This is a genomic window from Mucilaginibacter koreensis (assembly GCF_054783355.1).
In genome coordinates this window covers 3000302-3026475 of sequence record NZ_BAAGQS010000001.1, presented here as the reverse complement: position 1 = coordinate 3026475, position 26174 = coordinate 3000302, and the positions used below count along the sequence as shown (strand labels likewise).

General features: G+C 44.1%; 22 protein-coding genes. 8 read left to right on the top strand and 14 right to left on the bottom strand.

The window, feature by feature from the left end:
* Window positions 1–47: 47 nt before the first annotated feature.
* The 7 genes from ACYVNW_RS13600 to ACYVNW_RS13570 form a co-directional block, all read right to left on the bottom strand.
* Entirely contained in the window at window positions 48–1436 is a 1389-nt protein-coding gene (locus tag ACYVNW_RS13600; protein ID WP_460680419.1) for a DUF5458 family protein, read from the bottom strand.
* Window positions 1437–1482: 46 nt separating this feature from the next.
* Window positions 1483–1923 carry a type VI secretion system contractile sheath small subunit gene (locus tag ACYVNW_RS13595; RefSeq protein WP_460680418.1) on the bottom strand — a complete coding sequence of 147 codons (441 nt, stop codon included), beginning with the start codon at window positions 1921–1923 and terminating at the stop codon, window positions 1483–1485.
* A 92-nt stretch (window positions 1924–2015) separates the two neighbouring features.
* On the bottom strand, window positions 2016–4496 hold the full coding sequence (locus tag ACYVNW_RS13590) for an ATP-dependent Clp protease ATP-binding subunit (protein ID WP_460680417.1): 2481 nt from the start codon (window positions 4494–4496) through the stop codon (window positions 2016–2018).
* A 12-nt stretch (window positions 4497–4508) separates the two neighbouring features.
* The gene (tssR, locus tag ACYVNW_RS13585) at window positions 4509–6893 is read right to left on the bottom strand and encodes a type VI secretion system protein TssR domain-containing protein (RefSeq protein WP_460680416.1); all 2385 of its coding nucleotides are present in this window, start codon (window positions 6891–6893) and stop codon (window positions 4509–4511) included.
* 40 nt (window positions 6894–6933) lie between these two features.
* Window positions 6934–7896 carry a PKD domain-containing protein gene (locus tag ACYVNW_RS13580; protein ID WP_460680415.1) on the bottom strand — a complete coding sequence of 321 codons (963 nt, stop codon included), beginning with the start codon at window positions 7894–7896 and terminating at the stop codon, window positions 6934–6936.
* Window positions 7897–7931: 35 nt separating this feature from the next.
* Window positions 7932–8414: a type VI secretion system TssO gene (gene tssO / locus ACYVNW_RS13575; protein WP_460680414.1), complete on the bottom strand. Its 483-nt coding sequence runs from the start codon at window positions 8412–8414 to the stop codon at window positions 7932–7934.
* Between the two features lie 6 nt (window positions 8415–8420).
* Entirely contained in the window at window positions 8421–8939 is a 519-nt protein-coding gene (locus ACYVNW_RS13570) for a hypothetical protein (RefSeq protein ID WP_460680413.1), read from the bottom strand.
* A 215-nt stretch (window positions 8940–9154) separates the two neighbouring features.
* Here ACYVNW_RS13570 and ACYVNW_RS13565 point away from each other — a divergent pair, with 215 nt between their 5' ends.
* Both ACYVNW_RS13565 and ACYVNW_RS13560 read left to right on the top strand, forming a co-directional pair.
* The gene (locus tag ACYVNW_RS13565; protein ID WP_460680412.1) at window positions 9155–9589 is read left to right on the top strand and encodes a GPW/gp25 family protein; all 435 of its coding nucleotides are present in this window, start codon (window positions 9155–9157) and stop codon (window positions 9587–9589) included.
* Window positions 9590–9595: 6 nt separating this feature from the next.
* On the top strand, window positions 9596–11446 hold the full coding sequence (locus ACYVNW_RS13560; RefSeq protein WP_460680411.1) for a type VI secretion system baseplate subunit TssF: 1851 nt from the start codon (window positions 9596–9598) through the stop codon (window positions 11444–11446).
* A 2-nt stretch (window positions 11447–11448) separates the two neighbouring features.
* On the opposite strand, the gene ACYVNW_RS13555 is transcribed toward ACYVNW_RS13560, so the two are convergent.
* Entirely contained in the window at window positions 11449–12387 is a 939-nt protein-coding gene (locus tag ACYVNW_RS13555; protein ID WP_460680410.1) for a type VI secretion system baseplate subunit TssG, read from the bottom strand.
* Between the two features lie 112 nt (window positions 12388–12499).
* On the opposite strand from ACYVNW_RS13555, the gene ACYVNW_RS13550 reads away from it, so the two are divergent.
* On the top strand, window positions 12500–13393 hold the full coding sequence (locus tag ACYVNW_RS13550; protein ID WP_460680409.1) for a TssN family type VI secretion system protein: 894 nt from the start codon (window positions 12500–12502) through the stop codon (window positions 13391–13393).
* Window positions 13394–13416: 23 nt separating this feature from the next.
* The gene (locus ACYVNW_RS13545; protein ID WP_460680408.1) at window positions 13417–14565 is read left to right on the top strand and encodes a hypothetical protein; all 1149 of its coding nucleotides are present in this window, start codon (window positions 13417–13419) and stop codon (window positions 14563–14565) included.
* 85 nt (window positions 14566–14650) lie between these two features.
* On the opposite strand, the gene ACYVNW_RS13540 is transcribed toward ACYVNW_RS13545, so the two are convergent.
* Window positions 14651–16135, bottom strand: coding sequence for a L,D-transpeptidase scaffold domain-containing protein (locus ACYVNW_RS13540; RefSeq protein ID WP_460680407.1), 1485 nt, complete (start codon window positions 16133–16135; stop codon window positions 14651–14653).
* Between the two features lie 341 nt (window positions 16136–16476).
* On the opposite strand from ACYVNW_RS13540, the gene ACYVNW_RS13535 reads away from it, so the two are divergent.
* The 4 genes from ACYVNW_RS13535 (at window position 16477) to hemN (ending at window position 21225) form a co-directional block, all read left to right on the top strand.
* Window positions 16477–17667, top strand: a complete 1191-nt coding sequence (locus tag ACYVNW_RS13535) for a PAS domain-containing sensor histidine kinase (RefSeq protein ID WP_460680406.1) — start codon at window positions 16477–16479, stop codon at window positions 17665–17667.
* Complete coding sequence (locus ACYVNW_RS13530) at window positions 17664–18716, top strand: response regulator (protein ID WP_460680405.1); 1053 nt, start codon at window positions 17664–17666, stop codon at window positions 18714–18716. Before ACYVNW_RS13535 ends, ACYVNW_RS13530 begins: the two co-directional genes overlap by 4 nt.
* 86 nt (window positions 18717–18802) lie before the next feature.
* A complete protein-coding gene (locus ACYVNW_RS13525; protein WP_460680404.1) occupies window positions 18803–19849 on the top strand; it encodes a 2-hydroxyacid dehydrogenase in 1047 nt (348 codons plus the stop codon).
* A gap of 11 nt (window positions 19850–19860) precedes the next feature.
* A complete protein-coding gene (gene hemN / locus ACYVNW_RS13520) occupies window positions 19861–21225 on the top strand; it encodes an oxygen-independent coproporphyrinogen III oxidase (protein WP_460680403.1) in 1365 nt (454 codons plus the stop codon).
* An 89-nt stretch (window positions 21226–21314) separates the two neighbouring features.
* Here the strand turns inward: hemN and ACYVNW_RS13515 are convergent, their stop codons facing one another.
* The 5 genes from ACYVNW_RS13515 to ccoG form a co-directional block, all read right to left on the bottom strand.
* On the bottom strand, window positions 21315–23108 hold the full coding sequence (locus ACYVNW_RS13515) for a hypothetical protein (protein WP_460680402.1): 1794 nt from the start codon (window positions 23106–23108) through the stop codon (window positions 21315–21317).
* Window positions 23109–23185: 77 nt separating this feature from the next.
* The gene (locus tag ACYVNW_RS13510; RefSeq protein ID WP_460680401.1) at window positions 23186–23542 is read right to left on the bottom strand and encodes a hypothetical protein; all 357 of its coding nucleotides are present in this window, start codon (window positions 23540–23542) and stop codon (window positions 23186–23188) included.
* A gap of 122 nt (window positions 23543–23664) precedes the next feature.
* Entirely contained in the window at window positions 23665–24354 is a 690-nt protein-coding gene (locus ACYVNW_RS13505) for a sulfite exporter TauE/SafE family protein (RefSeq protein ID WP_460680400.1), read from the bottom strand.
* On the bottom strand, window positions 24351–24770 hold the full coding sequence (locus ACYVNW_RS13500; protein ID WP_460681021.1) for a FixH family protein: 420 nt from the start codon (window positions 24768–24770) through the stop codon (window positions 24351–24353). Before ACYVNW_RS13500 ends, ACYVNW_RS13505 begins: the two co-directional genes overlap by 4 nt.
* Window positions 24771–24778: 8 nt before the next feature.
* A complete protein-coding gene (gene ccoG, locus ACYVNW_RS13495; RefSeq protein WP_460680399.1) occupies window positions 24779–26161 on the bottom strand; it encodes a cytochrome c oxidase accessory protein CcoG in 1383 nt (460 codons plus the stop codon).
* Window positions 26162–26174 lie beyond the last annotated feature (13 nt).

Here is a 26174-nt window from a genome sequence, read left to right as displayed (position 1 = left end):
CGTTTCATGACTGGTAAGCGGGCAATTTCAAGTATTTAAAAATTTAATTAACGCTGCAAATCGTAAGCAGTATTCCATGTGGTGCTTTCATCATCACCTTTATGGCCATCAAGTTTTACCACAAAGCTTTTAGCCGGGAAGTAAGGTGTGATGTGAATATCCAGGTGAATGCGGTCCTTCTGCACCTCGTCGCGCTCAAAACGCATAATTTTGAAGCGTTCAATCAGGCGGTCAGGGCCTTGAATGTTATCCAGAAACTTCACAATCTGCGAGCGCAAGTCCTGTTCGGTTTTTGAGTTCCAGTTTTCGAAAGCTCTGCGGTTCAGGAAATCAAACAATACTTTGGTAATGTAATCGAATACACGCACTACAGAGTAAGTTTGCAAACCAATGTTATCGCCATTAAACAAGGTTTTAGCCGAGAAGGCCATTACTTTGCCATACTCGTTTACCATAGGCACCAAACCGATGCGCTCCAGATGAGATATTTCGCTTTTTTTCAAATCAAAGCGCACGCCATCCACTTCGTTTACCGCACCGTGTTTTTTACCGGCCGTAACCTGCGACATTAGGGTGTAGTACATTTTACCGGCCAAGGCAGCAGAGCCAGGCACAAATAAATCGTCCTCTTCGCCCACTTCGGCTACTTTACCGCGGCCTACCAGCCAGTTACAGGTCATGATAGTGTTTGACTTGTAAGCATCGCCACCGGTAAGGTTGGCAGAGGTAAACAGGTCAATTACGTCATCCGGCTGGTCTAAGTCTGCAAAGTCGGTTACCAGCATTACTTTGTTCTCGAAAGCCATTTTCGACCAGCGTTCCACCACTTTGTTTGACCCCAGGTAACCCGGTACAACCATAATGGAGTAGTTTTGGCGCAAATCTAAACGGTCGTAGTTTTGTTTCAGCTCATTACCTACGTATTCAATAAAACGTGGGTTGTCCAGTTCCTTTAACTGATCCATGCTGGCATTCATCATTACCACATTTTTCAGTTTATCCGATTCTGTGTTTTTATAAAATAAATGTACAGAGCGGTAAGCTTGTTCCAGTTCGCGTGTTCTTTCCAGCACCGAATGTACGTTCTTATTCAAATTCTCTTCTGCCTGCTCCAACTTGGCAGTGCTTTGCTCAATCATTTCGCTAACCGAATTTGAGCCCTCTAAGGCGGCTATCCATTGGTTTAGCTTTTGCTTCAGCTCTTCGCGTTCGCTTTTCTTTTCGTCGTCGGTTAAAAATATCTGCTTTCTGGCTTTACGGTCGGGATTAAGGTTTTGCAGACCGTCAATGGTGGTTTCCAGCAAATCAAAACCGCCTACTTTTGAAAGTTTCTCTAAGCTTTGCGATAATGATTGTGCAGGTGCAGCCGAAGGCCGTTCTGCCTGCTTAAATTCTGCTGCTGAATTGCTATTTGCTTGCTCGTTTAACGATGCCATAGTTGAATTGCTTAAGTATGGATAAAGCGGTGATGGTTACAGATAATTATTTTTCAAGCTCTTGCACAAAGTTTTTAAGCGCATTTAAAAAAGCGGCTTTAGTTTCTTCGTTATCAAGTGATGATTTAAGCGTTTTGTTGGTTTTCAACTGCTTAATGATATTGAGATACATTTGGCGCTCAATATTAAGCTTGCGCAGGTAATTGCTTTGCTGTACCAGGTTTTTCACCCCAAAATCGCCCAGGTTATGAAAGTTCAAGGTTTCATTTACAGTGCCACCTTCCTGGTTCTCCAGCTCAACACTTACGTTTGGTTTATAGTGTTCAAAAACTTCCTCTACTGTTTTCAAACCTTCTACCTTCTCGGGTCTTAAAGGTTCATTATCAGTAAGCTTTTGTATAAACAGCGTTTTATTGGGCGATATCTCGCCAAAGGCTTCTGAGGTATCAATCTTTCTCTCGTTGCCTCCAATTTCGTAATTAAACATGATGCTCTGTAATTAAGTAGATGGTTATGAGTCTCTGTTATAAAGTATTAAAACTTGTAATTGTTTGATTTAAACGGCATAACGGGCATATTTTATGCATCAATTTTCCAGGATAATTTATCGGCTTCCGGCTCTTTGCCCACATGAATAGAATGCCCCTTCTTCAACTCACCGGATATGATATATCTCGATATAGGCCGGCGCAATTGATTTCTGATAACACCTGATAACTGGCGTGCGCCGTATTTAGGCGTAAAGCCACTTAGTGCAAGCATGTTTTTTGCTTCTTCGGTAATGCTGAAGCCAATGCCCATCCGGCCAAGTGCCTCTATCAGGCTCTTGAGCTGTATATCAAAAATGCGCACCACGTTTTGCTCAGATATAGGTGCAAACGGCACAATCTCAGACAGGCGAGCCAAAAATTCGGGGCGGAAATGCCGGGCCATAACTTCCATCAACTCGTTTGATGTCGGCAGGTGGCCTTTTTGCAGTTGCTCGGCTATCCACTCGCTGCCGATGTTGGAAGTAAACAGGATAAGTGCATTGGAAAAATCGCCCTCTTTGCCCAACCGGTCGTGCATGTGGCCTTCATCCAAAATCTGGAGGAAAATATCAAAAACCGAAGGGTGCGCTTTTTCAATTTCATCAAACAGCAACACCGAATAAGGCTGCTGCCTGATTTTGTTAACCAGCAACCCGCCTTCTTCGTAACCCACGTATCCCGGAGGCGCACCATACAATAAAGCAGCAGAATGTTCCTCTTTAAATTCCGACATGTCGAACCTGATCATCGCCTTTTCATCGTTAAATAAAAACTCGGCAATAGATTTGGCCAGTTCTGTTTTACCGGTACCGGTTGGCCCCAATAAAAAGAAAGAGCCAATCGGCTGACCTTTTTTATTCAGACCGCTGCGCGATTCCAGTATGGCATCGGCCACGGCTTTCAAGGCTTGGTCTTGCCCTACTACCCGGCGCTTCAGGAAGTTTTCCATATTCAGCAGGCGTTCTTTTTCCTGCGCTTGTATTTTACCTAATGGAATGCCAGTTTTATAGGAGATGATAGCTGCAATATCTTCTTTATCTACCTCGCTGGCTTTACTGGTGGCCAGTTCTTCGAGGCGTGGCAGGTTGGTATCAAAATAAGTAATGTACTCATCTGCAGTTTCAAAAGCTTCTACCTGGGTTTCATCTTCCAGTTTGCCCAGTAACACGGCGCTCATCCTGTTTTGTAACAGTGAATACAACCATTTGGCCGCTCTCAACTTTTCACCTGCGTCGGCCTCACTTTCTTTTAGTTCTTTTAATTGCGCGTTTAAATCGGTTAATGTAGACTCCGAAGTGTCGTTCATCAGCCTGATGGCAGCCATGGTGCGGTCCAGTAAGTCAAAAGCCGAGTCAGGCAAACGGCGGTCTTTCATGTAACGTTTTGCCAGGCGTACACACTCTCCGGCTACATTGGGGTTAATGCTAAGGCTGTGGTGCTGCTCATACTGCGGCACCAGCTTTTCCATCATTTTTATAGCCGTATCAATATCGGGCTCGTTTACTTGTAATACCTCAAAACGGCGGCTAAAGGCCTGCTCAGGCTCAATAATTTTGCGGTATTCATCAATAGTGGTGGCGCCTATTACCGTAATTTCTCCACGTGCAAGTTCGGGTTTCAGCAAATTGCCTACACCACCACCTATGGGGCCTTTATTATCTAACAGCGTATGTATCTCATCAATAAACAGAATGGCTTTATCGAATTGCTTAATCTCCCGCAGGATATTTTTCAGGCGGTCTTCAATTTCTCCTTTATAAGAAGCACCCGCAATCAGCGAACCCAAATCCAGCTCGAACAGTTGCACATTTAACAGCGATTGCGGTACCTGATTATTGACAATATCCAATGCAAAGCCGTCTACCAATGCGGTTTTACCTACCCCGGCATCACCGGTGATGATGACATTGGGTTTGGTGCGCCGGCTTAATATCTCCATTACCATGCGGGTTTCTTTATCCCGGCCAATGATGGGGTCGGTTTTTCCCTGGCGGGCCAGTTCAGTACGGTCAATACAGTATTTAAGTAATGCACCTGTGCTTTTTGTAGCCTCTGCAGTACCGCCGGTGGCTTGTGGAGTTACAGCCTGTTGTATCTGTTCATCCTGCAGGTAAACATCCAGCAGTTCTTTCTCTTTTATTGGGAATGATTTTAACTGGCTTACTTCGAAACCTACATTAGGCTTTACCAAAGCTACCAGTACACATACAGGTGTAATTAAATCGTGCCCTAATTTGATGCGTACGTTATCGGCCTCTTCAAATACCAGCTTAACGGCACTGTTGCCCAGCATTTCATCGGGTACAGTAATCGCCGGAGCATATTCTTCCATCCGGATTTCTGCCCAGTCGCTGATATACTCTGCATCTTTACCCAAAGATACCAGCGTACCTTTCAAGCCTACTTCCTGGTGCATTAGCCCCCGGAGCAGGTGTGCCGGCCCGAACTCTTTATGATGATATTCTTTAGCCAGCGATTGGGCTACCCGTACAGCCGTTTTAACTGACTCGCTTAAATTGATAATATTCATAGCTGCTATATATTAGCGCCAGTTGGCCTGAGTGATGTAATAATAATTTTTTCCGTTGGAGGTAAAATGCTGGTTGAGCAGCGCTGCCTGCTTAATTTGATTACGGTGCTGCACCAAATAATTGATATAAGCTTCGAAAGCCTGCTGAGGCATACGGCTGGTGCTTTTCAAATCATTTACCTTATAAGTAGTTAGCTCTTTATTATCAGGCAGTGGCAGGCCAATTACCCGTTGTATATACTGATCAAGCGTAAGCTTTTTGATTTCGCTTTTACTTAAATTCAATTTCAACCGCTTTCTGCTTAAATCAATATAATTCTTGTACAGCTTACTGCGGTAATTAGATGCATCCTGCTGCAAGTTCTCACCAATCAGCAACGAAAGAATGTCTGAGGCTTGCTTGTATTCGTCTTCGTTTAAGATAACCAGATACTGCAGCTCATTGGGGTGCTGGGTTACTAAAGTGGCAGGTGCTTCGGCAGTGAGATAATACTTAAAGGCGTTGTGCGGCATGTTATCGCCCAGGCTATCGGGCACAGGGGCCGTTAAATTAGATACCACTATAGGTTGCACATAGCGGCGCTCGCGGCCGGTAAGCCTGAAGGCACTATCTAGTGAATGGGTTTGGCTGCGAATGTCCATATCGGTTTCGCCCAACATACGTTTTAAAGCCGCTTCCATTTCGCGGTTGCTTTTGATTACGCCTTTAGGCGGAAAAATAACAGCGCCCTGCACTAAGCTATTTTTAGGATAATCGAGATAAAAAGAAACAGAATCTGATACTGAAACATTAAACTGCTGGGCATTGGTTAAGCCTTCGCCTTCTACCATGCGCTGCTTTTTACGGTCGGCAAGCAACACGGCCGATTGTGATACCAGCTTACGGGCTTGAATGACAAAGTTGTTGTAAACCGAATTATAGTCGCTGTATACCTGTACCGCTAAAATACGGGCATTGGCTGCGGCTACCTGTGCAGCCGTTTCTTCAATGGCTGATTGTGAATCATTGTTATCACCTGTACTGCCAATCAAAACGATAATGTTGGTTTCATTGGCATGTTTAGCCAACATGGCTGTTGCAGCGCCAATACCATCATACACCGGCTGACTGTTTACGCCTGCACTACAGCTGGCGGTAGTGGCGGCTTCTTTATCTAAAAAGCGCACCACACGGCGGTAATCAGCGCTGAAAGGTTGTGTGCTTACACCTCCTTTTCCGCAATCCGCATTGCTGCGATATACCACAGCACCATAGGTGATACGGTTAGTGGCATTATACGGCAAAAAAGATTTTTCGAAAGATTGTACAGTGCTGGTAATGCCACCGAAATAATTACGCATGGTACTGCCGCCATCAATTACGTATACCACATTAATTTTACGTATATTTCTTCTGATGTTCAGATAGTTGGCATAATTAATATGACCACCTTTAATATTGATGACCTGATTGTGCGTTTTATCATATACATCACCGGCTACACCCAGTTGCAAGGTTCCGGTTTTATAGTCTGGCGAACTTGAAGATACTACAGCAATGCTGCGCAATAGTGGCTGGTCGGGTTCCAGCAGGGGATCAAAAGCAAAGCCGCCTAAGCCGCTGGCACCCTGACCGGTATAATGGAACGACTGATTGACAATGGCGGCCACAGAGTCATCCGAATCATAATAGTTATTTCTGGCCGAGCCGATGTACAGGCGGTCGCCCCAGGTGTGCACGGCATCGGCAGGTACCCAGCCGTATACGCTTTTGGCGGCGCTATCAGCAATTAACTGTCCTTCTGAACCTACTAACACAGTGCGACCGTCGGCCGATTTTTTGAAAATATAAAGGATGTTATGTAAACCTACTTTGCCTTTACCCCGCTCTAACTCAGGAGAGGTATACACATTCAATGAGTCCGTTCTGTCATAATAAATGTGCGGCATAGTAAGCGGACCTTTGCCCGAAATAATAGCTAAAGATTTTGCAGGATAGCCCGTTTGCGGGTTTACAAAAGCCGATTGCCACAGCAGTACTTTATCACGGCTGATCCAGCCGTAGCTTTGTGCGCTTTTTTTATTGGTTAGCTTACGGCCCTGTACCATCCCTGGTTGATATTTAAGCAGTTTTAAATACCCGTTTTTGGCTTCACTTACATAGTAAGGCTCCATAAACTTTATTTTCTTCATCACTAAAGTTCCACCCGGTGCAGTGTAGGTATAGTTTTCGTCGCGGTCTGAAAACACAATCCAGGGTAATGAAGTCGATTTCTCGTCGTCATATACATTGGTTTTTGCAGTGGGTTTTTCAAAAGCTGCCGGCATGGTCACTACTTTTTTACTGAATGATACCGGTGACTGCGCCGATGCGGCCAATGGAAGCAGTAAAGTGATGAGGGCAATTATATTTTTCATAGGAATAAAGGTCTCGTTGATGTATTGAATAAGTTTGGGTTTAACGGTTGCGTCTGATACCGGATGAAGAGTTGGTATTGTGCTGCTTCACAGTCAATAAACTTGAGCAGTTGGATTTTGGCTTCAGGGTAACCTGGGCTTCATCTATATTGATACCACCGCCAAATGTAAGGCGCATACAGTAGGAGTATAAGTCGGTTTGCTTATTACCACCGGTTGACTCCAGGTTAACGCCTACCTTTTCATCGCCACAGAAGTACCTGTTAACCAGGTAATAATAATGGGTATTAAAGTCGGCCCCGTTGGCAATAGCCTGCAAGTGCGCCCTGATATCATCAACCGCTTTGCGTTCGCCTTCGCCCGGTGTTACAATTTCATTCACTGTAGAATCGGGGCTGGATATGATGATGCGGTGGTAAGCAGGCCTTTTACCGTTATCAGTAGTTAATCTCACAAAATAGGTACCGGGGTTATGATAGGTATACAGGGCGGTAGGTCCTTTCACATCCACCCGGCCGGTTTCCCCGAAAGACCACTCATATATGCGGGCATTTCCCTGTGCTTCGAGCCTTACTTCCTCGTTAACAATGCCCTGCGTTGGGCCATTCACTGTTATAAGCGTGTCTTTTGCTACAGTTACAACCGTATCTTTTACATTGATAGGAAATTGCTGCTGCAGGTTGCCGTCTACTGTAAGGCGTACAATGTAGGCACCCGGTTTTTTGAAGCGGTAGCTGCCATTTTGCTGCGTAGTTTTATCACCGTTGCCAAACTCCCAAAGCCACTTTTTGGCATCTGGGGTATTATCAGAATACACTAAATCCTCGTTCAGGAAAATTTCATCTTTCAGGATGCGTGCATTTACATTGCGTTTGTCAAACAATGAGCTTTTGAATAAAAAGATAAGACCTGCAACCAATAATATGCCGATGATGAGGTACAGAATGGCATAATTTTGTCGGTTAGTGTTTACGGGCCTGCTGTTATTGTAATCGTCTTGCATAGGTATGTGGGGTTAGCGTTGATGTTAAATGTATTTTACCTGGCGCCTAAGCTCTGTTGCAGTTGGCGGGTAGAAAGTTTACAATCGTCTAAAAGTTTGTTGATATGGCTGATGTCATTGTAGTTGCCCCGCAGTTCGCGGCGGTCATAAAACAGGTTTTCATACAATTTTGAGGCATAAATGAAACATTTATACCGGTTATCATAAGGCTTACGGTTATAATAAGATTTAATGGCACCCAATGAATTTTTGATGTCGTTTTCTAAAAAGAGCGCTTGCACATTGGGGTTAAATTTCACTATACGTGCGTAGGTAGTATCAATAGCCGGTTGTGCTTCGGCTACCGTGGCTTCAAATTGTTCCTCGTCTTGTATTCTTTTGGCAAATTCCTCTTTAGATATAGCCGCTCCGTCGCCATAATTATAAAATATGGCTGTGCATAATACACCGGCAGCCAGCAGGAACAGGCCTAAAAAGAATAAAAACCGCTCTCTTCTTTCCTTAAGTGTAAACTTCATGGTGTCCTATCTTCTGAAACTGCCTCTGATTCTGTTAATGGCTGATTTATTAGTTTTATTGCAAGACTCCAGTTGCGAGCGTGCACTCTCAATCTGAAACCTGGTGGTAAACAGAGAATCTTTAATAGTGGCAATGGTATTAATGTCATTGCTCAGTTTTTTATAAAGTTCAAAGCTTTTAAGCGGTAGCGTATTTTGCTGCACCCTATCCATAATGCGCTGGTTGGCTTGTTGAATATCTCCCAGAAGCAGGGTTTGGTTATTGATTTCTTCCGAATTCATTTTGGTATAGTCAGACAGCTGCTGCATGCGCACCATAATCTGGTCAAAATCATTATAGATATCGCTTCTTATTGCTACCAGCTGCTCGGCTTCCTTGGCTTTTTTGTTGAGCAGTGACACCTCGTGGTTAGACGTAAGGAAAAACAGGTAAACGCTTGCTATGGTGAAGGCCAGCAACAAGGCAAACATGAGCAGGAAGTTACGATATGCACGGTAGATATCTGGATTATTTACCGGTTTCATAAGTGATATAAAAAGGTATTCATAAGGTCAGTTAACATCAGTATGCTCAGGCGTAATTAAGTACCTGAAAATGGGCGCAGACCAACATGAAAAAGCAAGACACTGGATGTAAATTGCCTTCAGGTTAAAGTCATTGCTCTGGAAACAACTATTTAAAGCTTTTTTTGTTTAATACTTTGTATAACTTATTCATTCAGTTAACCGGACGCTAATACATGGCTTTACCTTTATATAAAAAACCTTTCCGGCTCAACCAGCTGTTTCAGGGGTATGATCTGGCCACGCAGGACGTAGGTGCATCTATCTCGCAGTATATCGAGCTCATTATTTTTACCCGCTATGGCGAGCACCGTTTTATGCCCGATTTCGGCTGTGAAATATGGGACCTCGATTTTGAACTGATTGTAAGTGAAAGTATGTGGGAGGAAAAACTGAGGCAATCCCTGCTGCGTTCAATTCATAAATACGAGCAGCGCATTTATCATGTAGAGGTGGAGGTGAAGATAAACGAAGTGAATAAATTTTATCCGCTCAGAAACATAAGCGAAATAAAAAAGCGGGTCGAAATCACTATTAAAGGCGTTATTCATAAAACCGGAGAACATTATACCTTTTCAACCGCTTTATACCTGAGCCCGCTATCGGCATAACCATCAATGAACACTGTTTTTTTTAACTCGAAGGAAGATATCAGGAACCGGATGCTGCGCAACGCGCTGGATTTCTGGGGCACGGCCAATATCAATGATCTTGATCCGTTTGTAAAGTTACTTATAGAGGCCCTGAGCACCGAGATTTTCAATGTATCAAACGATGTAAAGAACCTGGAGAATCGGGTACTCAATAAAATATCACGTATCCTGGCTTCAGATCACCTGACCAGTGCCTTGCCAGCCCATGCTGTATTAAAAGCCATGCCGGTTGAGGCTACGGAAACCATGCGGATAAGCGATCATTTTTATTACCGTAAGCCCGCTGCAGCAGATACACCAAAATCAGCTACTGAACAGGCAGATATATTTTTTACCCCGGTTGGCGAAGTAAACGTGGTGAATGCCAACATCAGGTATACTTTTACCAATAGGCAACTGTATGAGCATGATGAGCAGGCCCGCCGTAACACCATTGCGCAGGCGCTACCTGGCAACAATGCAGAACAGCATGTAATATGGGTAGGTATTGACTGCACAGCCCAGGTAAGCAGCCTGCAGGGTATGGCTTTGTTCTTTGAATGGTCTGGCTATTCTAATAATGAGGAGTTGTATAACCTGCTTACGGTAGTTAAATGCTATACGCAGCAATATGAAATACAAACCATGCCGGGGCTATTTTACTTAGAAGACCACAGCAGGCAATACCGCCCTATATTTTATGAGCGCGATATCATTAACCAGATTACCCGCGATATTAAAGATTATTATCAAAACCGCTTTATTTCTATTACCGACGATAGGCTGAGTGCCATTGAAGATCAAAAACAAGCCTATCCGGAAGAGTTTAACCAGCTATTTGCCGCGGCAGATTTGAGTCGGTTACAGCCCTGCATCTGGCTAAAGCTGGTATTCCCGGCAGCTATTCAGCCACAGGTACTCGATGAGCTGCAGCTTGCGCTTAACTGTTTCCCGGTGATGAACCGGAAATTGTATGAGCACAAATACAGGTTAAGAAACAGCAGTAATATCATCCCCATTAAACCAGGGCTGCATGAGCATTTCCTTTCGGTTAAGGATTTGCATGATGACCAGAACATCACTTACAGTGAAATTCCGTACAGCCAGACAGAGCAAAGTATGGAGGGGAGCTATACCATCCGCAATGGTGGCGCCGAGCGGTTTGACAGCCGCAACGCCAGGCAAATTATCGAGTATCTGTTCGAGTTATTAAGGGATGAAAAGGCGGCCTTTGCCGCTTATGGTAACGATTTTTTAAACAGTATCATTAAAACGCTGGAGCAAAACCTGGCTTTGATTGAAAAAAAGTCAGCCAACTCAAATCAGTTATCTGAACTGATTAATTACCTGATTGTAACGCCCAACAGCAAAACCAATATGATGTATCTCAGCTACTGGACCACACTGGCCGATGAAGGGAACCACATCAGGAGAGGGGCGCGGCTGCAGCAGTTCGAAGTATTTAAATTCAGGCCGGAGAACATACGCCTGATGACCAGCAGCATTGGCGGCCGCAGCCGGCTTGGTGCATCAGAACGTATACAGGCTTACAAATATGGCTTAACTACCAAAGACCGCATTGTAACTCAAGCCGATTTGGTTAGCTTTTGTTACTACGAGCTTGGCGCTAAGGCAGCTGCTGTAAATATCACCAAAGGCATCAGTATATCGAGTAATCCTAAAGAAGGATTAAAAAAGACGACAGACATTCATATTACGCCTGCAAATGAATTTCGCCTCTCGGCCGAAGAGTGGGATACATTATTATCATTACTGCATTCAAAATTGCAGGCCCGTAGCGTAGTAAACGTTAATTACCGCCTGTTTACCACGTAATGTTAAGCGCCCAAAAATGTAGTGTAACCCAAACAGCAATTGGGCTCATCGGGGCCTAAAGCCATACGTTGATATTCGGCACCCAGCGTATACTGTATTTGTATTGTGGTTTGCAGCGGAATAAAGTAAGATAAAAAAGCATCTACTGCTGTTGCTGTACGGGTGCCAGGCAAAAAATTAAGCATTTGTGTTGCGCTCAGGGGGCCAATATTAATAAAAAGTGCTTCTTCCTGCTCCTTGGCGCGGCCGGCTATAAAGTTTACCCCGAGCGAGTTTTTGCCTATGCGGGTTTCAATCTGTTCAATTAACTCAGCAGGCATTTCCATATCCGTGTATCTGTAATTCATCTGAATATCGGCATTAAACAACATCCTGAACACCTCACTTATAAAGGGCAAATTGTTGCGCTGCTCATGCACCATAGGCAGTACTTGCAGAAAAATCACCATCTGCTCTTTGGTAAAGCAGTTAAACTCTTTCCATTCTTTTAAAAAAATATTAATCAGATCATCATACTCACTCTTTTTATCCAGCCGGTTTTCATACATCTCCACAATGGTACGGAGGTGATAAAGCTCGGCTTCCATGGGTGCAAAGAACTGCCGGGCCTGCTTTTCCTCTTCGCGCCTTTGCACAATATCTTTAATCATCCCCTCTTCGGTGATGAGTACACTGGATGCAGGCGGCTCATGAAACAGACCCTCAGGCAGCATATCGTACAAGCCCTCGCGGTTGATGGAAATGCTGGTTATGGTGCGGTTACGATAGGCTGACTGATAAGTCGTAACTTCTTTAATTTCTTTTGCATAGGCTTGTTGCTGCGGCCCTGCCGGTAAAATTACCAGCTGGTCGGCGTTGATTTTCCCTTGTTCAATCAATTCAGCAGCTATGGCCACTGCTTTAAAATCAGTATCTATATGGTTAGGGTTATGGTTCTCCATCAGGCGGTATTATATAGGCATTTATAAAACAATAACCCTATTTAAGCGTAATTGATTAGGCAAATCCATTATTTATTCAAGGCGATTTCTGCTGTAACTGTATTGATGTTTTATGGACGTTAAATCCTTCTTTATCCGCTATCTGCTGTTCCCGGTCATCTTCACGATATCTACGGTTATCATGACGATTATCAACAAGAGGAATCAGGTTCTGAGTAATAAAAAACTGATTGTTATTCTGCTGCTTACGGCTATTGCTTTAGGTATACCCGGCTTTATCGGTTTTTTGGATTTGCAGTTTATGCCATGGGGGTACCTGATCTGCCAGTTTATTTACCTGTGCCTGGGTATTGTTTATGTATGGCTGGCCGGCACTTATTATGAAAGCGAATTGCTGAACAGGAAAGGGTTCTTTTTCATCTGTACACTCATCGCAGCCTTGCTGGGCATGTACTTGTTCAAGCTGGCATTTGACTGGCTGAATAATCTGAAATATGGTTTCTGGGCTGCCTCTTCCATACTGGCATTTTTGGTGCCGCCCGTTTTCTGGTGGACCTACTTATCTTTCCTGAGCATTCCGTTAGAAATTTACAAGGTGTGGCGTTACCCGGTGGTACCGGCCGATATCAATATGGAGCACCTGGATTTTAACCATCTGCTGGTGTTGGAACTGGATTTATACAAAAATACCAATGACCCCGAGCCGCTTAAAGTTAAAGCCAAAGCGCCACGGAATATGAATTTCGGGATATGGTTCCAAAAATTTATTGATGACTATAACCTGAAATTCCCTAACGCACCGGTGCAGTATAAACTGGATAACGGTGAAAGCTATCAGTGGATATTTTACATCAAACCTTCGTTTTTCAAGCAGCGGCTGTTTATTGACCCCGACCTGGATATAGAGCAAAACCACATTACCGAAAAATATACCATATATGCCAAACGCGTATCAGAAATTGAAGCTGAACGTATACGTGTAGGGGATGAAGCTGTTTATTTATAAACCTATTAGCCTGAAATCATATTATGACATCGCCTTTAAAATACAAACCGGTAAACTGGGTAGATGGAATGAAAATTTCCAGCAGCCATTTTATCAGCACTGATAACTTTATTCAGGATATCAGCAGGGATAGTACCTCTGTTTTTTTAAACAGCAATACATTTGGGTTATTGCCGCCCTTTAACGGCGAATCCAGTTCATTGGCTATCTCCATTACCGCCCGGGCATCTAACCATTTACAAATAAAAATAGGGCAATGCAATGCTGTTGCGGCCGACGGCGCCCGTATTAATATACCGCGTGCACCGCTTAATGAAGAGTATGTGTTTGATCATTACTTCGGGCAGGATTTAACAACGACTGAGGTTGCAGAAACCTATTTTGTGATACTGGCCGTTAATCCGTTTGAGCGGGTACCTGCCGGTAACCCTGACCCTGAAGAAGCGCCGTTGCGCTACCCATCAGTAGAAAAGCAATATACTATTAATGTGATTCCTGCTTCGCAGCTGAATACAAAATCGAACCAGTACTTTGAAGTAGGAAAGTTTACCAGGAGCAATGGTAATATACAGGTAGCAGCCAATTACATCCCTCCGTGTACCACTGTATTGAGCCATCCTTTGCTGGTAAGCTACTACGAAACCTTCAGCAATCAGCTGAATGAGTTTCAACTGTTATCGTTCCGCATTATAGATAAAATCACCTCTAAAGATTCTATCTCACCAATCGGCAAAAATGTGAAGTTATTGTGCGATAAGATGCTGGATTACATCGCACATATATTTTTCAATTACCGCAATGTAGCCTATAACCAGCCGCCCATTTACTTAGTTGGCTACTTTTCAGAAATGGCACACTTGTTCTTTAGCACGGTAAAAAGCATTAGCGGAGCCGAGCGCGAAGAATTACTGAAATACTTTTACGAATGGAAAGATGTAACTCCCGGCAATTTTGAGGAGTTACTGGCCCGCCTGATTGAGGTGGTATATAATCATCATGATATACAATCATCCATGCAGCAGGTAGATGACTTTTTGAAAGTAATGGTGGCCTTGTGGAATAAGTTAAGTTCACTGGAGTACATTGGCCAGCGCAAAGAAAACATTGTGGTTGCCGAACAACAAGTGATACAGGCAGTACAAGCCAAACGCACCTGGACTTTGCTGGACTAAAACTGATATTTAATGAAAAAGCCAGTGGTGATTAATACAATTCCATAAATGCGGTATATTAGGGGGATTATTTAAATAAATACAATTAGCGTTTCGCATTAATTACGGTGCTGTTGCCGTACAGCGCCATAGCCAGGCGATCGTCCAGCCCGTATACATCTTTATAGCGCACAACCGTGGCATCCTTTACTTCACAGGTTAAGTAAGTAATTTTAATAGAAATAGGCTTGTTCAGCCTGAAATTTTGATGCTGATATACAGTTGTTGCCCTGTGCAGGGCCGGTATGGCATTGGGTTGATCGTCGTATTGTAACAAGAGTTCGGCTAACTGCTCGGCATGTTCAACTCTTACACAACCGTGGCTAAAGGTGCGCTCCGACCTGTTAAACAAACTTTGCACAGGCGAATCATGCAGGTAAATATTGTAAAGGTTGGCAAAACGAAACACCAATTTACCCAATGCATTTTCGCAGCCGGCAGCTTGCCGCACCATGTAATCATTAGGTTTTTGTTGAATGAGCAGCAAATTTTTTTTGTTTACAGGAATATAATCTCCTTTGCGGTTATAAACGGTATAATGATTGTTTTCAATGTAATTGCTGTCTTTGAGGGCTTTGGGAAATAACTCACTTTCAAAAATGCGGGCAGGCACATTCCATTCAGGCGCTGTGGTAAAGTAAGTAATACGGCTTTGAAGTGTAGGGGTAGGCCGGTCAGGCTTACCTGTAATTACTTTGAATTCGTAAGTGGTATCAGGCTGATGGAACTTCAGGTTAAATGAAGGAATATTGACTTGAATGCTGGTCTGTTCATCATCTCCAATCCAGCGCAAGCGCTCCATGTTAACAGCCAGGGTACGCACTAAGCCATCAGGAATTTCGTAACAGTCGCCACTATACTGCCCGCTAATCAGTCGCATTTGGTCTTGCAGAAGCAGGTACTGTGCTGATTTTGGCTGCACATTACTTATGGCAGTCATTAAATCCTTACTTTGAAAGGCATCGGCAAGTACTGTCTCTGCCTTGAATCCGCCGGCAGGCATCCGGTCAATCCTGCTTGCCGGATAATCAGGATTAAGTTTACCAAAATGAAGATGATTAATTAGCGTAAGCAGCGCATCGGTAAATAAAATATCAAGCCTGGCTTTATCGGTCAGGCTCATTGTTCTTGGCCGTTCAAGTGCCTGGTGCATAGCAGTATAAGTAATGTCCTGCGGGTGATAGTCGTTATGGTTAAGCCCAAATTGCAGCACACAGTCAACCAGCAGCATACCCTGCCATGTTTTGGGAGCTTGGGCCGGATCAACCCATATCAGTTTATAGTTGTTAATTTTATAAAAGCGGTCTGCAGATGCGGGGAAGTTTAAATTAAGCCGCTTTTTTTGGCTGAGCTGATTGATAATTTCTGCACTTACTATTGTATCCTGGCCGTGGGCAAAACCGGTTGGCAACCGGCTGGATGACTGTAAGGCTATTACATGCCCCTGCAACAGTAATACCAATAAGGCTAAGCAAGCATAAAACCTACGCCCTGCCTGAGTTTTGCCAATGAATCGAGTTAACGTGTTCATATTTACTCTTATTTAAGTGCAAAGTTCTGCACAACACTATGCTTAAATAATGATGCAGGTCAGCATTAAAAATGATGGTGAGGCAAAATGCTGCGGTGAGGTAACTGGTTTGGTAAGGCAGTATGTGGTTGGCCAGTGTATTTGAACAAATGCGCATTTAAGGTGTACTTTTTATGAATCCGGTTAACGCTTTAATGGAGTAAACCCCCAACAGTTAAGGCGATAATGAAATGAAATGCACTCTGTTAGAGAAAAATGATCATAATCACTTTTAAAAAGAATTATATCAGTTAAAATACTGACTGCTGTAACAGATATTTGTATTTGATATTTAGTGTGTAATGGAAAATGCCGTATTATTAAAAGCAATAATTGAAAATGCAATTGATGGCATTATCACTATTGATGAACGGGGAAGAATTGAATCTATCAATCCTTCGGCCTGCAACCTTTTTGGGTATGCACCCGAGGAGGTAATCGGTAACAATATTTCCATGCTAATGCCCCAGCCCGACCAGGGGCGGCACGATGAATACATTAACCGCTACCAACGTACCGGTAAACCCCACATTATTGGTATTGGCCGCGAAGTGCAGGGTTTACGCAAGAACGGCTCTGTTTTCCCTTTTCGCTTGGGCGTTAGCGAAGTACAATATTCCGGCCGGAAAATATATACCGGATTTATACACGACCTGAGCCGCGAGAAAGCGGCTGAGGATAAACTGAAAGATTACGCGGCGCACCTGGAAGAGGAGATTGAGGAAAGAACCCTTTCGTTAAAACAAACAGTGCAGGCACTGCAGCATGCCAAAGAGGAAGTAAGCCAGTCTCTGGAAAAAGAGAAGGAGCTGAGCCAGTTAAAAAGCCGGTTTGTATCGATGGCATCGCATGAGTTTCGTACACCATTAAGTTCAATACAACTTTCGGCGGTATTGATTGAAAAGTATGCCCAGCAATTCGATCATTCGAACATTAACAAGCACATTGGTAAAATTAAAAGTTCAGTAAGTAATCTGACGGGTATACTTAATGATTTTTTATCGCTGGAACGATTAGAGGCCGGTAAGGTGGAACCGGTATTTACCCAGTTTGATATAGTAAAGTTTGCCGAAGAAATTACAGAAGAGATGCAATTGATAGCCAAGCAAAACCAGCACATTATTTATCAGCACACAGGTACCGAAAGCTTGGTAAAGCTGGATCAGGCCCTGCTAAAAAATTGTATCATCAACTTAATCAGCAATGCAATCAAGTATTCCGGCGAGAATACATTTATTGAGTTCAATACTGAATTTACTGCAGAGCAGTTGATAGTTTCAATTAAAGACAATGGCATTGGTATACCCGAAACCGACCAAAAGCACCTGTTTGAAGCTTTCTTCAGGGCCCATAACACCGGCAACATACCAGGTACGGGTTTGGGCCTAAACATTGTAACCCGTTATGCTGGCTTAATGAATGGGCAGATTAAATTTGAAAGCCATGTAAACCAAGGAACCTCATTCAAGCTTATTTTTCCTTTAAATATATGAAAACTAAGATTCTAATTATTGAAGATAATAACGACATACGGGAAAGTACCGCCGAAATACTGGAACTAACAGGTTACGAAGTGTTGCAGGCAGCCAATGGCAGGCAGGGTGTTGAAATGGCTCAGCAATTTAAACCTGACCTGATTTTGTGCGATATTATGATGCCTGAATTAGACGGCTATGGCGTGCTGTATATGCTGAATAAAAATCCGGAAACAGCATCTACGCCATTTATTTTTCTTACTGCCAAAGCCGAGCGGGTAGACCTGAGAAAAGGAATGGAAATGGGCGCCGATGATTACCTTACCAAGCCGTTCGATGACCTAGAACTGCTTAATGCCATTGAGAGCCGCCTTAACAAAAAGGAGAAACAACAGGCGTTTTATAATAAATCGTTAAGTGATTTAGAGAACCTGGCTCCCGCTGCAGGTAAGGGATTAACTGAATTAAAGGCTCTGATTGCCGGGCGTAAAGTACGGCAGGTAAAAAAGAAGCAGGTTATATATTATGACGGCGACCAGCCATCCGGTATTTACCTGGTATTGAGCGGAAGTATAAAAACCATCAAAATGGCAGAAGACGGCCGCGAGCTGATGACCGGCTCTTATAAAACCGACGATTATTTTGGTGTAACCGCATTATTGACGGAAGAAAATTATACCGAAACTGCAGAAGCCATTGAAGATTCCACCATATGCCTGCTGCCTAAAGAGGCCATTTTAAAATTGATCAATCAGTACCCCGAAGTAGGCAATCAGTTTATCAAAACCCTTTCTAATAATATCCGGGAGAAGGAACAGCAGCTTTTGGAATTGGCCTATCACTCTGTGCGTAAACGCCTGGCTCAAACACTGCTGCGCCTGAGCCGGGCTGCTGATGATCCGATGATTTTCAAAGCATCCCGCGAGGAACTGGCTTCTATGGCCGGCATAGCTACAGAAACCGTGAGCCGTACCTTATCAGATTTTAAAAGCGAAAAACTAATAGAGAAGAAGGGCAGCCTGTTACAGATTTTAAATCTGGAGCGCCTGGCTAAAATGAAAAACTGATATACATCATTTTTTGAACTGACCGCTCTCATGGTACAGCAGCACGGTTCAGGGTAGTTTTGTAAGAATTAAACGCCCGTTAACCGATGAAAGTGGTAGCATACAGTATAAAATCTTTTGAAAAAGAGTTTCTGGCCAAAGCCAACCAAAAAAAGCACGATATCACCCTGATATCTAATCCGCTCAGCCTTGAGACTGCTATTTATGCCGAGGGCAAAGATGCAGTACTGGTATTTACCAATGATGACGTTTCAGCTCCGGTAATTAACAAGTTAGCCGGCCTGGGCGTAAAGTACATTGCCACCCGCTCGGCAGGTACCGATCATATGGATAAAGTTGCGGCAGCTGAGCGCAATATCAAGTTAGCCAACGTGCCGGCCTATTCACCACAAGCCATAGCAGAACATACCGTAGCTTTGGCCCTGGCACTTAGCCGACAACTGGTTAAAGCCGAACAACATAGCCTGCAGTTCGATTTCAGGCAGGAAGGGTTGATCGGGTTCAATTTTTACGGCAAAACTGTGGGGCTGATTGGTTTAGGACATATTGGTTTGGCTACCGCTGCAATTTTTAAAGGCTTGGGCTGCCACGTTATTGTTCATGACCCTTATTTAAAAGATAACACATCCGATTTGCCTCTGGTAGGTATCAATGAGCTCCTGAAGCAATCAGATATCATTAGCCTGCATGCGCCGCTTACACCGCAAACGCATCACCTCATTAACATCGATACTGTTGCATTAATGAAAACCGGTGTTATGCTCATTAATACCTCACGTGGGGGGCTAATTGATACTGCAGCTGTAATAGAGGGATTGAGAACCGGCAAAATTGGCTACTTAGGCCTGGATGTGTATGAGCACGAAAAAGGGCTGTTTTTTGAAGACCACGGGGGCGATATAATGAAAGATGCCTTACTGCAAACTCTACTGCAGCATCCTAAGGTATTGGTTACTCCGCACCAGGCTTATTTAACTAAAGAAGCCTTGCAGCAAATAGCTGACCTGACCATCAGGAACCTGGATTTATGGCAGCAGGATAAATGTGTAGGCAAAGCATGTATATGCGCTAAAAACTGCCGGGTGGCAGTGGCCTATTCACCGGCCGTAATTACCAGTAATACATCCCTTTAATATTTATTGATATGACAGAGCAAGCACTTATTGCTAAATACAATATTGCAGCGCCCCGGTATACCAGTTACCCAACTGTGCCGTATTGGGATGCAGCCTCATTTAACACCAAAAGCTGGGAACATTCAGTACAGTTTTCTTTTGCTGAAAGTAATGCTAAAAATGGTATCAGCCTGTACGTGCATTTGCCCTACTGCGAAAATCTTTGTACTTACTGCGGCTGCAATACCCGCATCACCAGGAACCATGCGGTTGAACGGCCTTATCTGGAAGCTGTGCTTAAAGAATGGCGCATGTACCGGGAATTGTTTGATGAGCAACCCGTAATACGCGAAATTCATTTGGGCGGCGGCACACCCACATTTTTCAATGCCGATAACTTGGCTTTTTTAATTAACGGATTGTTGGCTGACGCTATTTGTCACCCTGATGCCGAGTTCAGCTTTGAGGCACACCCTGGCAATACCACAGCAGCGCACTTACAAACCTTGTATAATATGGGTTTCAGGCGGTTGAGCCTGGGTATTCAGGATTTTGACCCCAAGGTGCAGTTCATTATCAACCGCATCCAATCGTTTGAACAGGTAAAAACCGTTACCCAGCTGGCCCGCCAAATAGGGTATACTTCTGTAAATTTCGATTTAATTTATGGCCTGCCTTTGCAAACAGAGGAGGGTTTGGTGGATACCATTAGCCAGGTAGCCAAACTGATGCCCGACCGTATTGCCTTTTACAGCTATGCCCATGTGCCCTGGATAAAGCCCGGCCAGCGCATGTTTACCGAAAATGACCTGCCTGATGCAGCCACCAAGAGCAAATTACACGAAACCGGCCGGAGTTTGTTTAAGCATTTAGGTTATCAGGAAGTAGGTATGGATCACTTTGCTCTGCCCTCAGATAGCTTATACCAAGCGGGGCAGCTGGGGAGGTTGCACCGAAACTTTATGGGGTATACCCACCAGTATACACAACTGATGATTGGCCTGGGCGTTTCATCCATAAGCGATACCTGGTATGCTTTTGCTCAAAACGTAAAAAAAGTGGAGGAGTACCTGGAGCTGGTGAATAAAGGTGAACTGCCTGTATTTAAAGGGCACCTGCTTAGCCGCGAGGATCTGGTGATCCGCAGGCACATTCTGAATATCATGTGCCAGGGCCAAACCTGCTGGAATCATCATACTTTACCCAGTTTAGCTTTGTGCGAAGGCCTGGAGCGTATGCAAGCCTTGGCCGATGATGGCCTGGTTGATCTCAGTTCATGGTGCCTTAAGGTAACGCCTTTGGGCAAAAGGTTTTTAAGAAACATTTGCATGGCACTGGATGCCCGCTTGTGGGCCGAAAAGCCTGCCACGCAATTATTCAGCCTGGCGGTATAATATTACTTTTAGTTTTATTACATACCTTAATCAAGGGTACAAAAAAAGCGGTTATTATACCGCTTTTTTTGTACCCTTGACTTTTGTGCTTAGTCTGCTATAAGTACTGCATCCAGTGCTTTAAGGTGCGCTTCTGAACAAATCAGGTCTTTATACATGTCGTCTATATACTTTTGCGTTTGGCGCAGCTGCGGTAACAGCTGCTTGTAATAGCTAATGCCCTGATGCAGCTGTTCCCTGAATTTAAGCAAATATTTACCTTTTTTATCACTCAAGCCTTGCAGGTAACCGCTAATTTCTTTGCGCAGGTAATCAATATATAAATTCAGTTCGTTGATAAACAAGTTAGAGCGTTGCACTTGTTTAAGCAAATCCTCGCGGCCATAAATATGGCCTACCATTTCGTCAAGTGTGTAAATTTTAGAAAAGTAAGCCAGGTTGGGGCCGGGGCAAATAGCTACAGCCTTGCTCTCTCGTGGTTTGAGCAAGCCCTCTTTAATGTAAGCGGATGTGCACAAACCTTCGCAGAGGCAAATTTTTTCAGTTACAGCGTTTGCCCGTTTGGTTAACTCATCGGCCGGTAAGTTCTGAGTTGCCAGCTGCTGTAGTTTTAAATGCTGGTACTCGCGCGAAGCCGTGCAGATGGGCTGTGGGGTAAACTCGGTATTGGTACACAAATATTTTTTGGTGCAAGGGCTACCCGGTCGGCCTTTGGCAATCCGGTCTAATCGTTGTTGTTCCATACTGCTGTGCCTGAAACTGTTGAATAAGATACCCAGTGGCGATGAGTTGCTGATGTAAAAGTCTTCTTCTCCTGCCGTTGCCAGCTGTTGTAGCGTTTGGTCATCAACATTGGTAGCTTCGGGCACCAGCAGGAAAGGGCTGCCCCAGCCCGTTGCATCTAATTGATAATGCGTTAATAAAAAATCGTCCTCCTGCGCTGTGCCAATACCGCCTTGTACACTAATGCGCTGCGCCGGTACGGCTAATGGCTGAAATCCTTTTTCAAACAAAGCTTTTTGGTATAAGTCATATAGCTCTGTTCGCATTTGTTCCCGCCTTTCGTTAAACTCTTCTAAAATAGGCCCCAGCAATAATCCGTCGGTTGCAAAGGCATGGCCCCCGCAGTTTAAGCCCGATTCAATTCTGAATTCAGCAACCCAAAGTCCTTTTTTAGCCAAAAATTTGGCTTGGATGAATGCTGAGCGAAAATCGCTCACCTTCAGTATGATCTTTTTTCTGAATGTCCCTTCGGAATTGGGGAAGAAGTCGTTAAAACTTTCAAGATAGCTATACAATTTCGGGTTCATTCCGGCTGAAAGAATCACCGAAGATTGTAGCTCACTTTCTGCAAAACCGCGCAGTGCAGCCAGCGCATCGGTGTTTTCATCGCCGGTATAATGGCCTTCAGCATCAAAGTTCAACTTGTCTACCTTGGCCATAATGTTTACATCAATGGCGCCTTTCTGCAGCTGGCTGCGTAGTATCGTTTTGAATATTTCTTTGCTCACACTTTCAGGGTACTCCTGCATCAATTCGTAGCCTTGCTTCAGCCTCGACGATTCGGGCAACAGGCTGAAATAGCGGGCCAGATCATTGCCCTCTTCAAACGGCAATTGCTTTAAACGTTCAAACTGCTCGTTCACCAGTTGGTTAAGCAAATTTAAATAAGCAGTAATGCGGCGGGCACGGCTATCGGGCTCGCCCTTATGTATGGGGCAAAACGCCAATTGGTTCTGTTCGGCATGGTGCCGACGCATACGTTCTGTTAATTCATCGTCAACGATGGATACCACAGAGGATATCCCATAACGTGCTACTTTTAGAGGTGTATCAACAGAATAGGCCAGGCCCAATACCGGAATGTGAAATGTATGACTCATAAAATTGGATGTAGAAAGCAAATGCAATAAAAAAGCGGCTGGCCAGCCGCTTTATCTATTTTAAAACTTAATGATAATTACAGGATAACGATAGCTGCCATGAGCAAATGAATAACAATGCTGGCCATAAAGAAAAGCAGGGCAGTGCGCATACCGGCCCCGCCCATGGTGCAAATCAGGTTGGCAAAAAAGGTAACCATGGTAACGGCCAGCACCATAATGGGTGCGTCAAAATAGTACATCAGCACGGCAGGTAAGGGCAAAAAGAATACACCGTGTACCAGCAATATCAAAAAAAACCACACCGCTTGTGCGCCTTTCTGGCTATCGGCAAAATTGGTAAACTTTGTCCATAAGTGATTAAAGCTAAAGCTTTCAATATGTTCGTGTCCGGTGGTCCAAGTTGCGGGGGCTATAGTTTTTAAAGTTGCCATGATGCTTAAATATTTGATTGTTTACACTACAAAAGTGCCTGGTTTGAGGCACCCGCACCATGACTGCTGTCAACCCTAAAAGTGATTATAAGCACTTTTTTAAAACTGAATAAGCAGCATTCTTATCTGCACTTTATATCACCGTGCAATTTGATATCCGGGCTGAGGTAAGGGATGTTCAGATTTAAACCGCGTAGTAAAAACCAGCAGCCCAACAGCACCATTACATAAGGCACCAACCGATTGAGCTTAAGGCGCAAGGGCTGGGTAATAAACCCGCTGCCAATAGTAGCCGCCAGCATTAAAGGCATGGTACCCATACCAAACCAAAACATATACTGAGCCGAAGCGCTTACCGAGTTGGTATTTACTGCCCCTATTAATGCCAGGTAAACAAAACCGCAGGGCAAAAAGCCGTTAAGCATACCAATAACGAGGTGACCTGCTTTTTTATTTAAAGCATAAGCCAGTAACCGGTTAAAAGGTTTAAATAAAGCAGTAGTAATATCGGCTTTGCCAACCTGTAAACTGAACAAGCGTGAGGCTGAAGCAAGCAATATCAATACCCCGCTTAAAATACTTACCCACTGCTGCAAACCGGCAAGCCATAACTGCCGGCCTGCCAAGCCCACAATGGCGCCCAGAAGTGAATAGCTTAAGGTACGCCCCAAGTTGTAAAGCAGTTTATCTGCTACCATAAGCCAGTGGCCACCCCGGTTAACTGGTACTGCAAAAGCCAGCGGGCCGCACATGCCAATGCAATGCACACTGCCAAACAGGCCTACGAAAAAGGCAACTTCGTTATCGCTCATTCAATGGTTACTTCCTGTTCATACAGGTATTCTTTTTGATTGCTTACCCATTCAAAACGCAGGTTCCAGGGGCCTCTGGCTACCTGTGTTAATGGGATGCTTATCTGATTGTCCATGCCGCTTTGCAGGGCAAAAGTTTTGTCCAGGCGGCGGTCTGCTGCACGCAGTAACATGAGTTTTCCGGTTGTAATGCCGGTAAATTTTATCATCAGAACGTGTCTGGTCACTTGTATTTCGGGCCGGGCGTTGTCTTGTAGTACTTGCTTCTTGCGGTTATAGTCGTGGTCGTAATTTAACCCTTCTTCATAATAGTGCTGGTCATAATCTTCGGGCTGCACAAACATGTATACACCCATACTGATAATGAAGAGCATGAAGCAACCCATTCCTATTATTACATATCTTCCCCAGTTCATTGTTGTCATTATTCTCCGTTTACAGGTCCGATAAAAGTGGTATTAGCCGTAGCTAACACGTTTCTGCCTTGTTTTAACTGAATTTGCACATCAGTTTTAGGCTTATGAATACTACTGGCCGGTATCAAAATAAAAAATACCGCTTTTGCTGCTTCTTCACGTGCCAGAATTTTGGGCACTTGTATATACTTTACTTTAATAGCAGGGTTGCTGACTACTAAACTGATAGGTTGTGCTTTGTCCGTTTTGTTAATCAGGTCGGCATTATAAATGTTACTGATATAACCATCAGGTTGTTCCTGGTACAGCATACCTGCGGTGCGCAGCACAGTTAAATCAATGGCACTGCGCTGGCATACAAACCAGGTGAGCACACTTAACAATATGATAATTACACCGCTGTAAGCTGCCATTCGCGGGGTGAAGGAGGGTTTTTTTTGCTCCCTGATCATTTCCTCTGAATAAAAACCGATGAGGTTGAGCGGCTTATTAATTTTCTCCATTACCTGGTTGCAGGCATCAATGCAGGCAGTGCAGTTAATACATTCCAGTTGCATCCCCTTGCGGATATCGATACCTGTAGGGCAAACACTTACACACAAGCTGCAATCCACGCAGTCGCCTTTGGGTTCGGCGTTGCTGCGTGACAGTTTACCCCGTGGCTCGCCACGTAAATAGTTATAAGCTACACTCAAAGTATGCTGATCTGTTAATACCCCTTGTAAGCGGCCATACGGGCATATTACAGTACACACAATTTCGCGCGCCTGGCTGTATACTAGGTAAAACACCGTAGTAAAAGCCCAGATACTGATAAAGCCAGACCAGTGGCGGTTTACCGGCTCGGTAATGATTTTAATCAGGCTTTCGCTGCCAATTACATAAGCCAGAAAAGTATTGGCAATAATGAAGGATAGCAGCAAAAACACCAGATGCTTGCTTGCCTTCTTTCTAATCTTTTCTGCATTCCATCCGCCGGCATCCAGCTTTTTACGCTGAGGTGCATCGCCCTCAATCCATAGTTCTATTTTACGGAAGACCATTTCCATAAATATGGTTTGGGGGCATATCCATCCGCAAAATATACGGCCAAAGGCAATAGTGAATAATACAATGCATACCACGCCGGCCAGCATGGCCAGCACGAATAAAAAGAAATCCTGCGGGTAAAATACCTGCCCAAGCAGTACGAACCGCCGCTCCAGTACGTTCAGGAGCAGCACCGGGTGGCCGCTGATGCGCAGGTAAGGCCCTGAAAAAAACAGCAGCAGGTACACATAGCTCAGCCAGCTGCGGTATTGGTAAAGCTTACCTTTCCGAACCAGCGGATACATCCACTTGCGTTTACCGTTGGCGGTTATATCCGGCATACCTGCTTCAATCGGGATCATGGCTTATTTAATT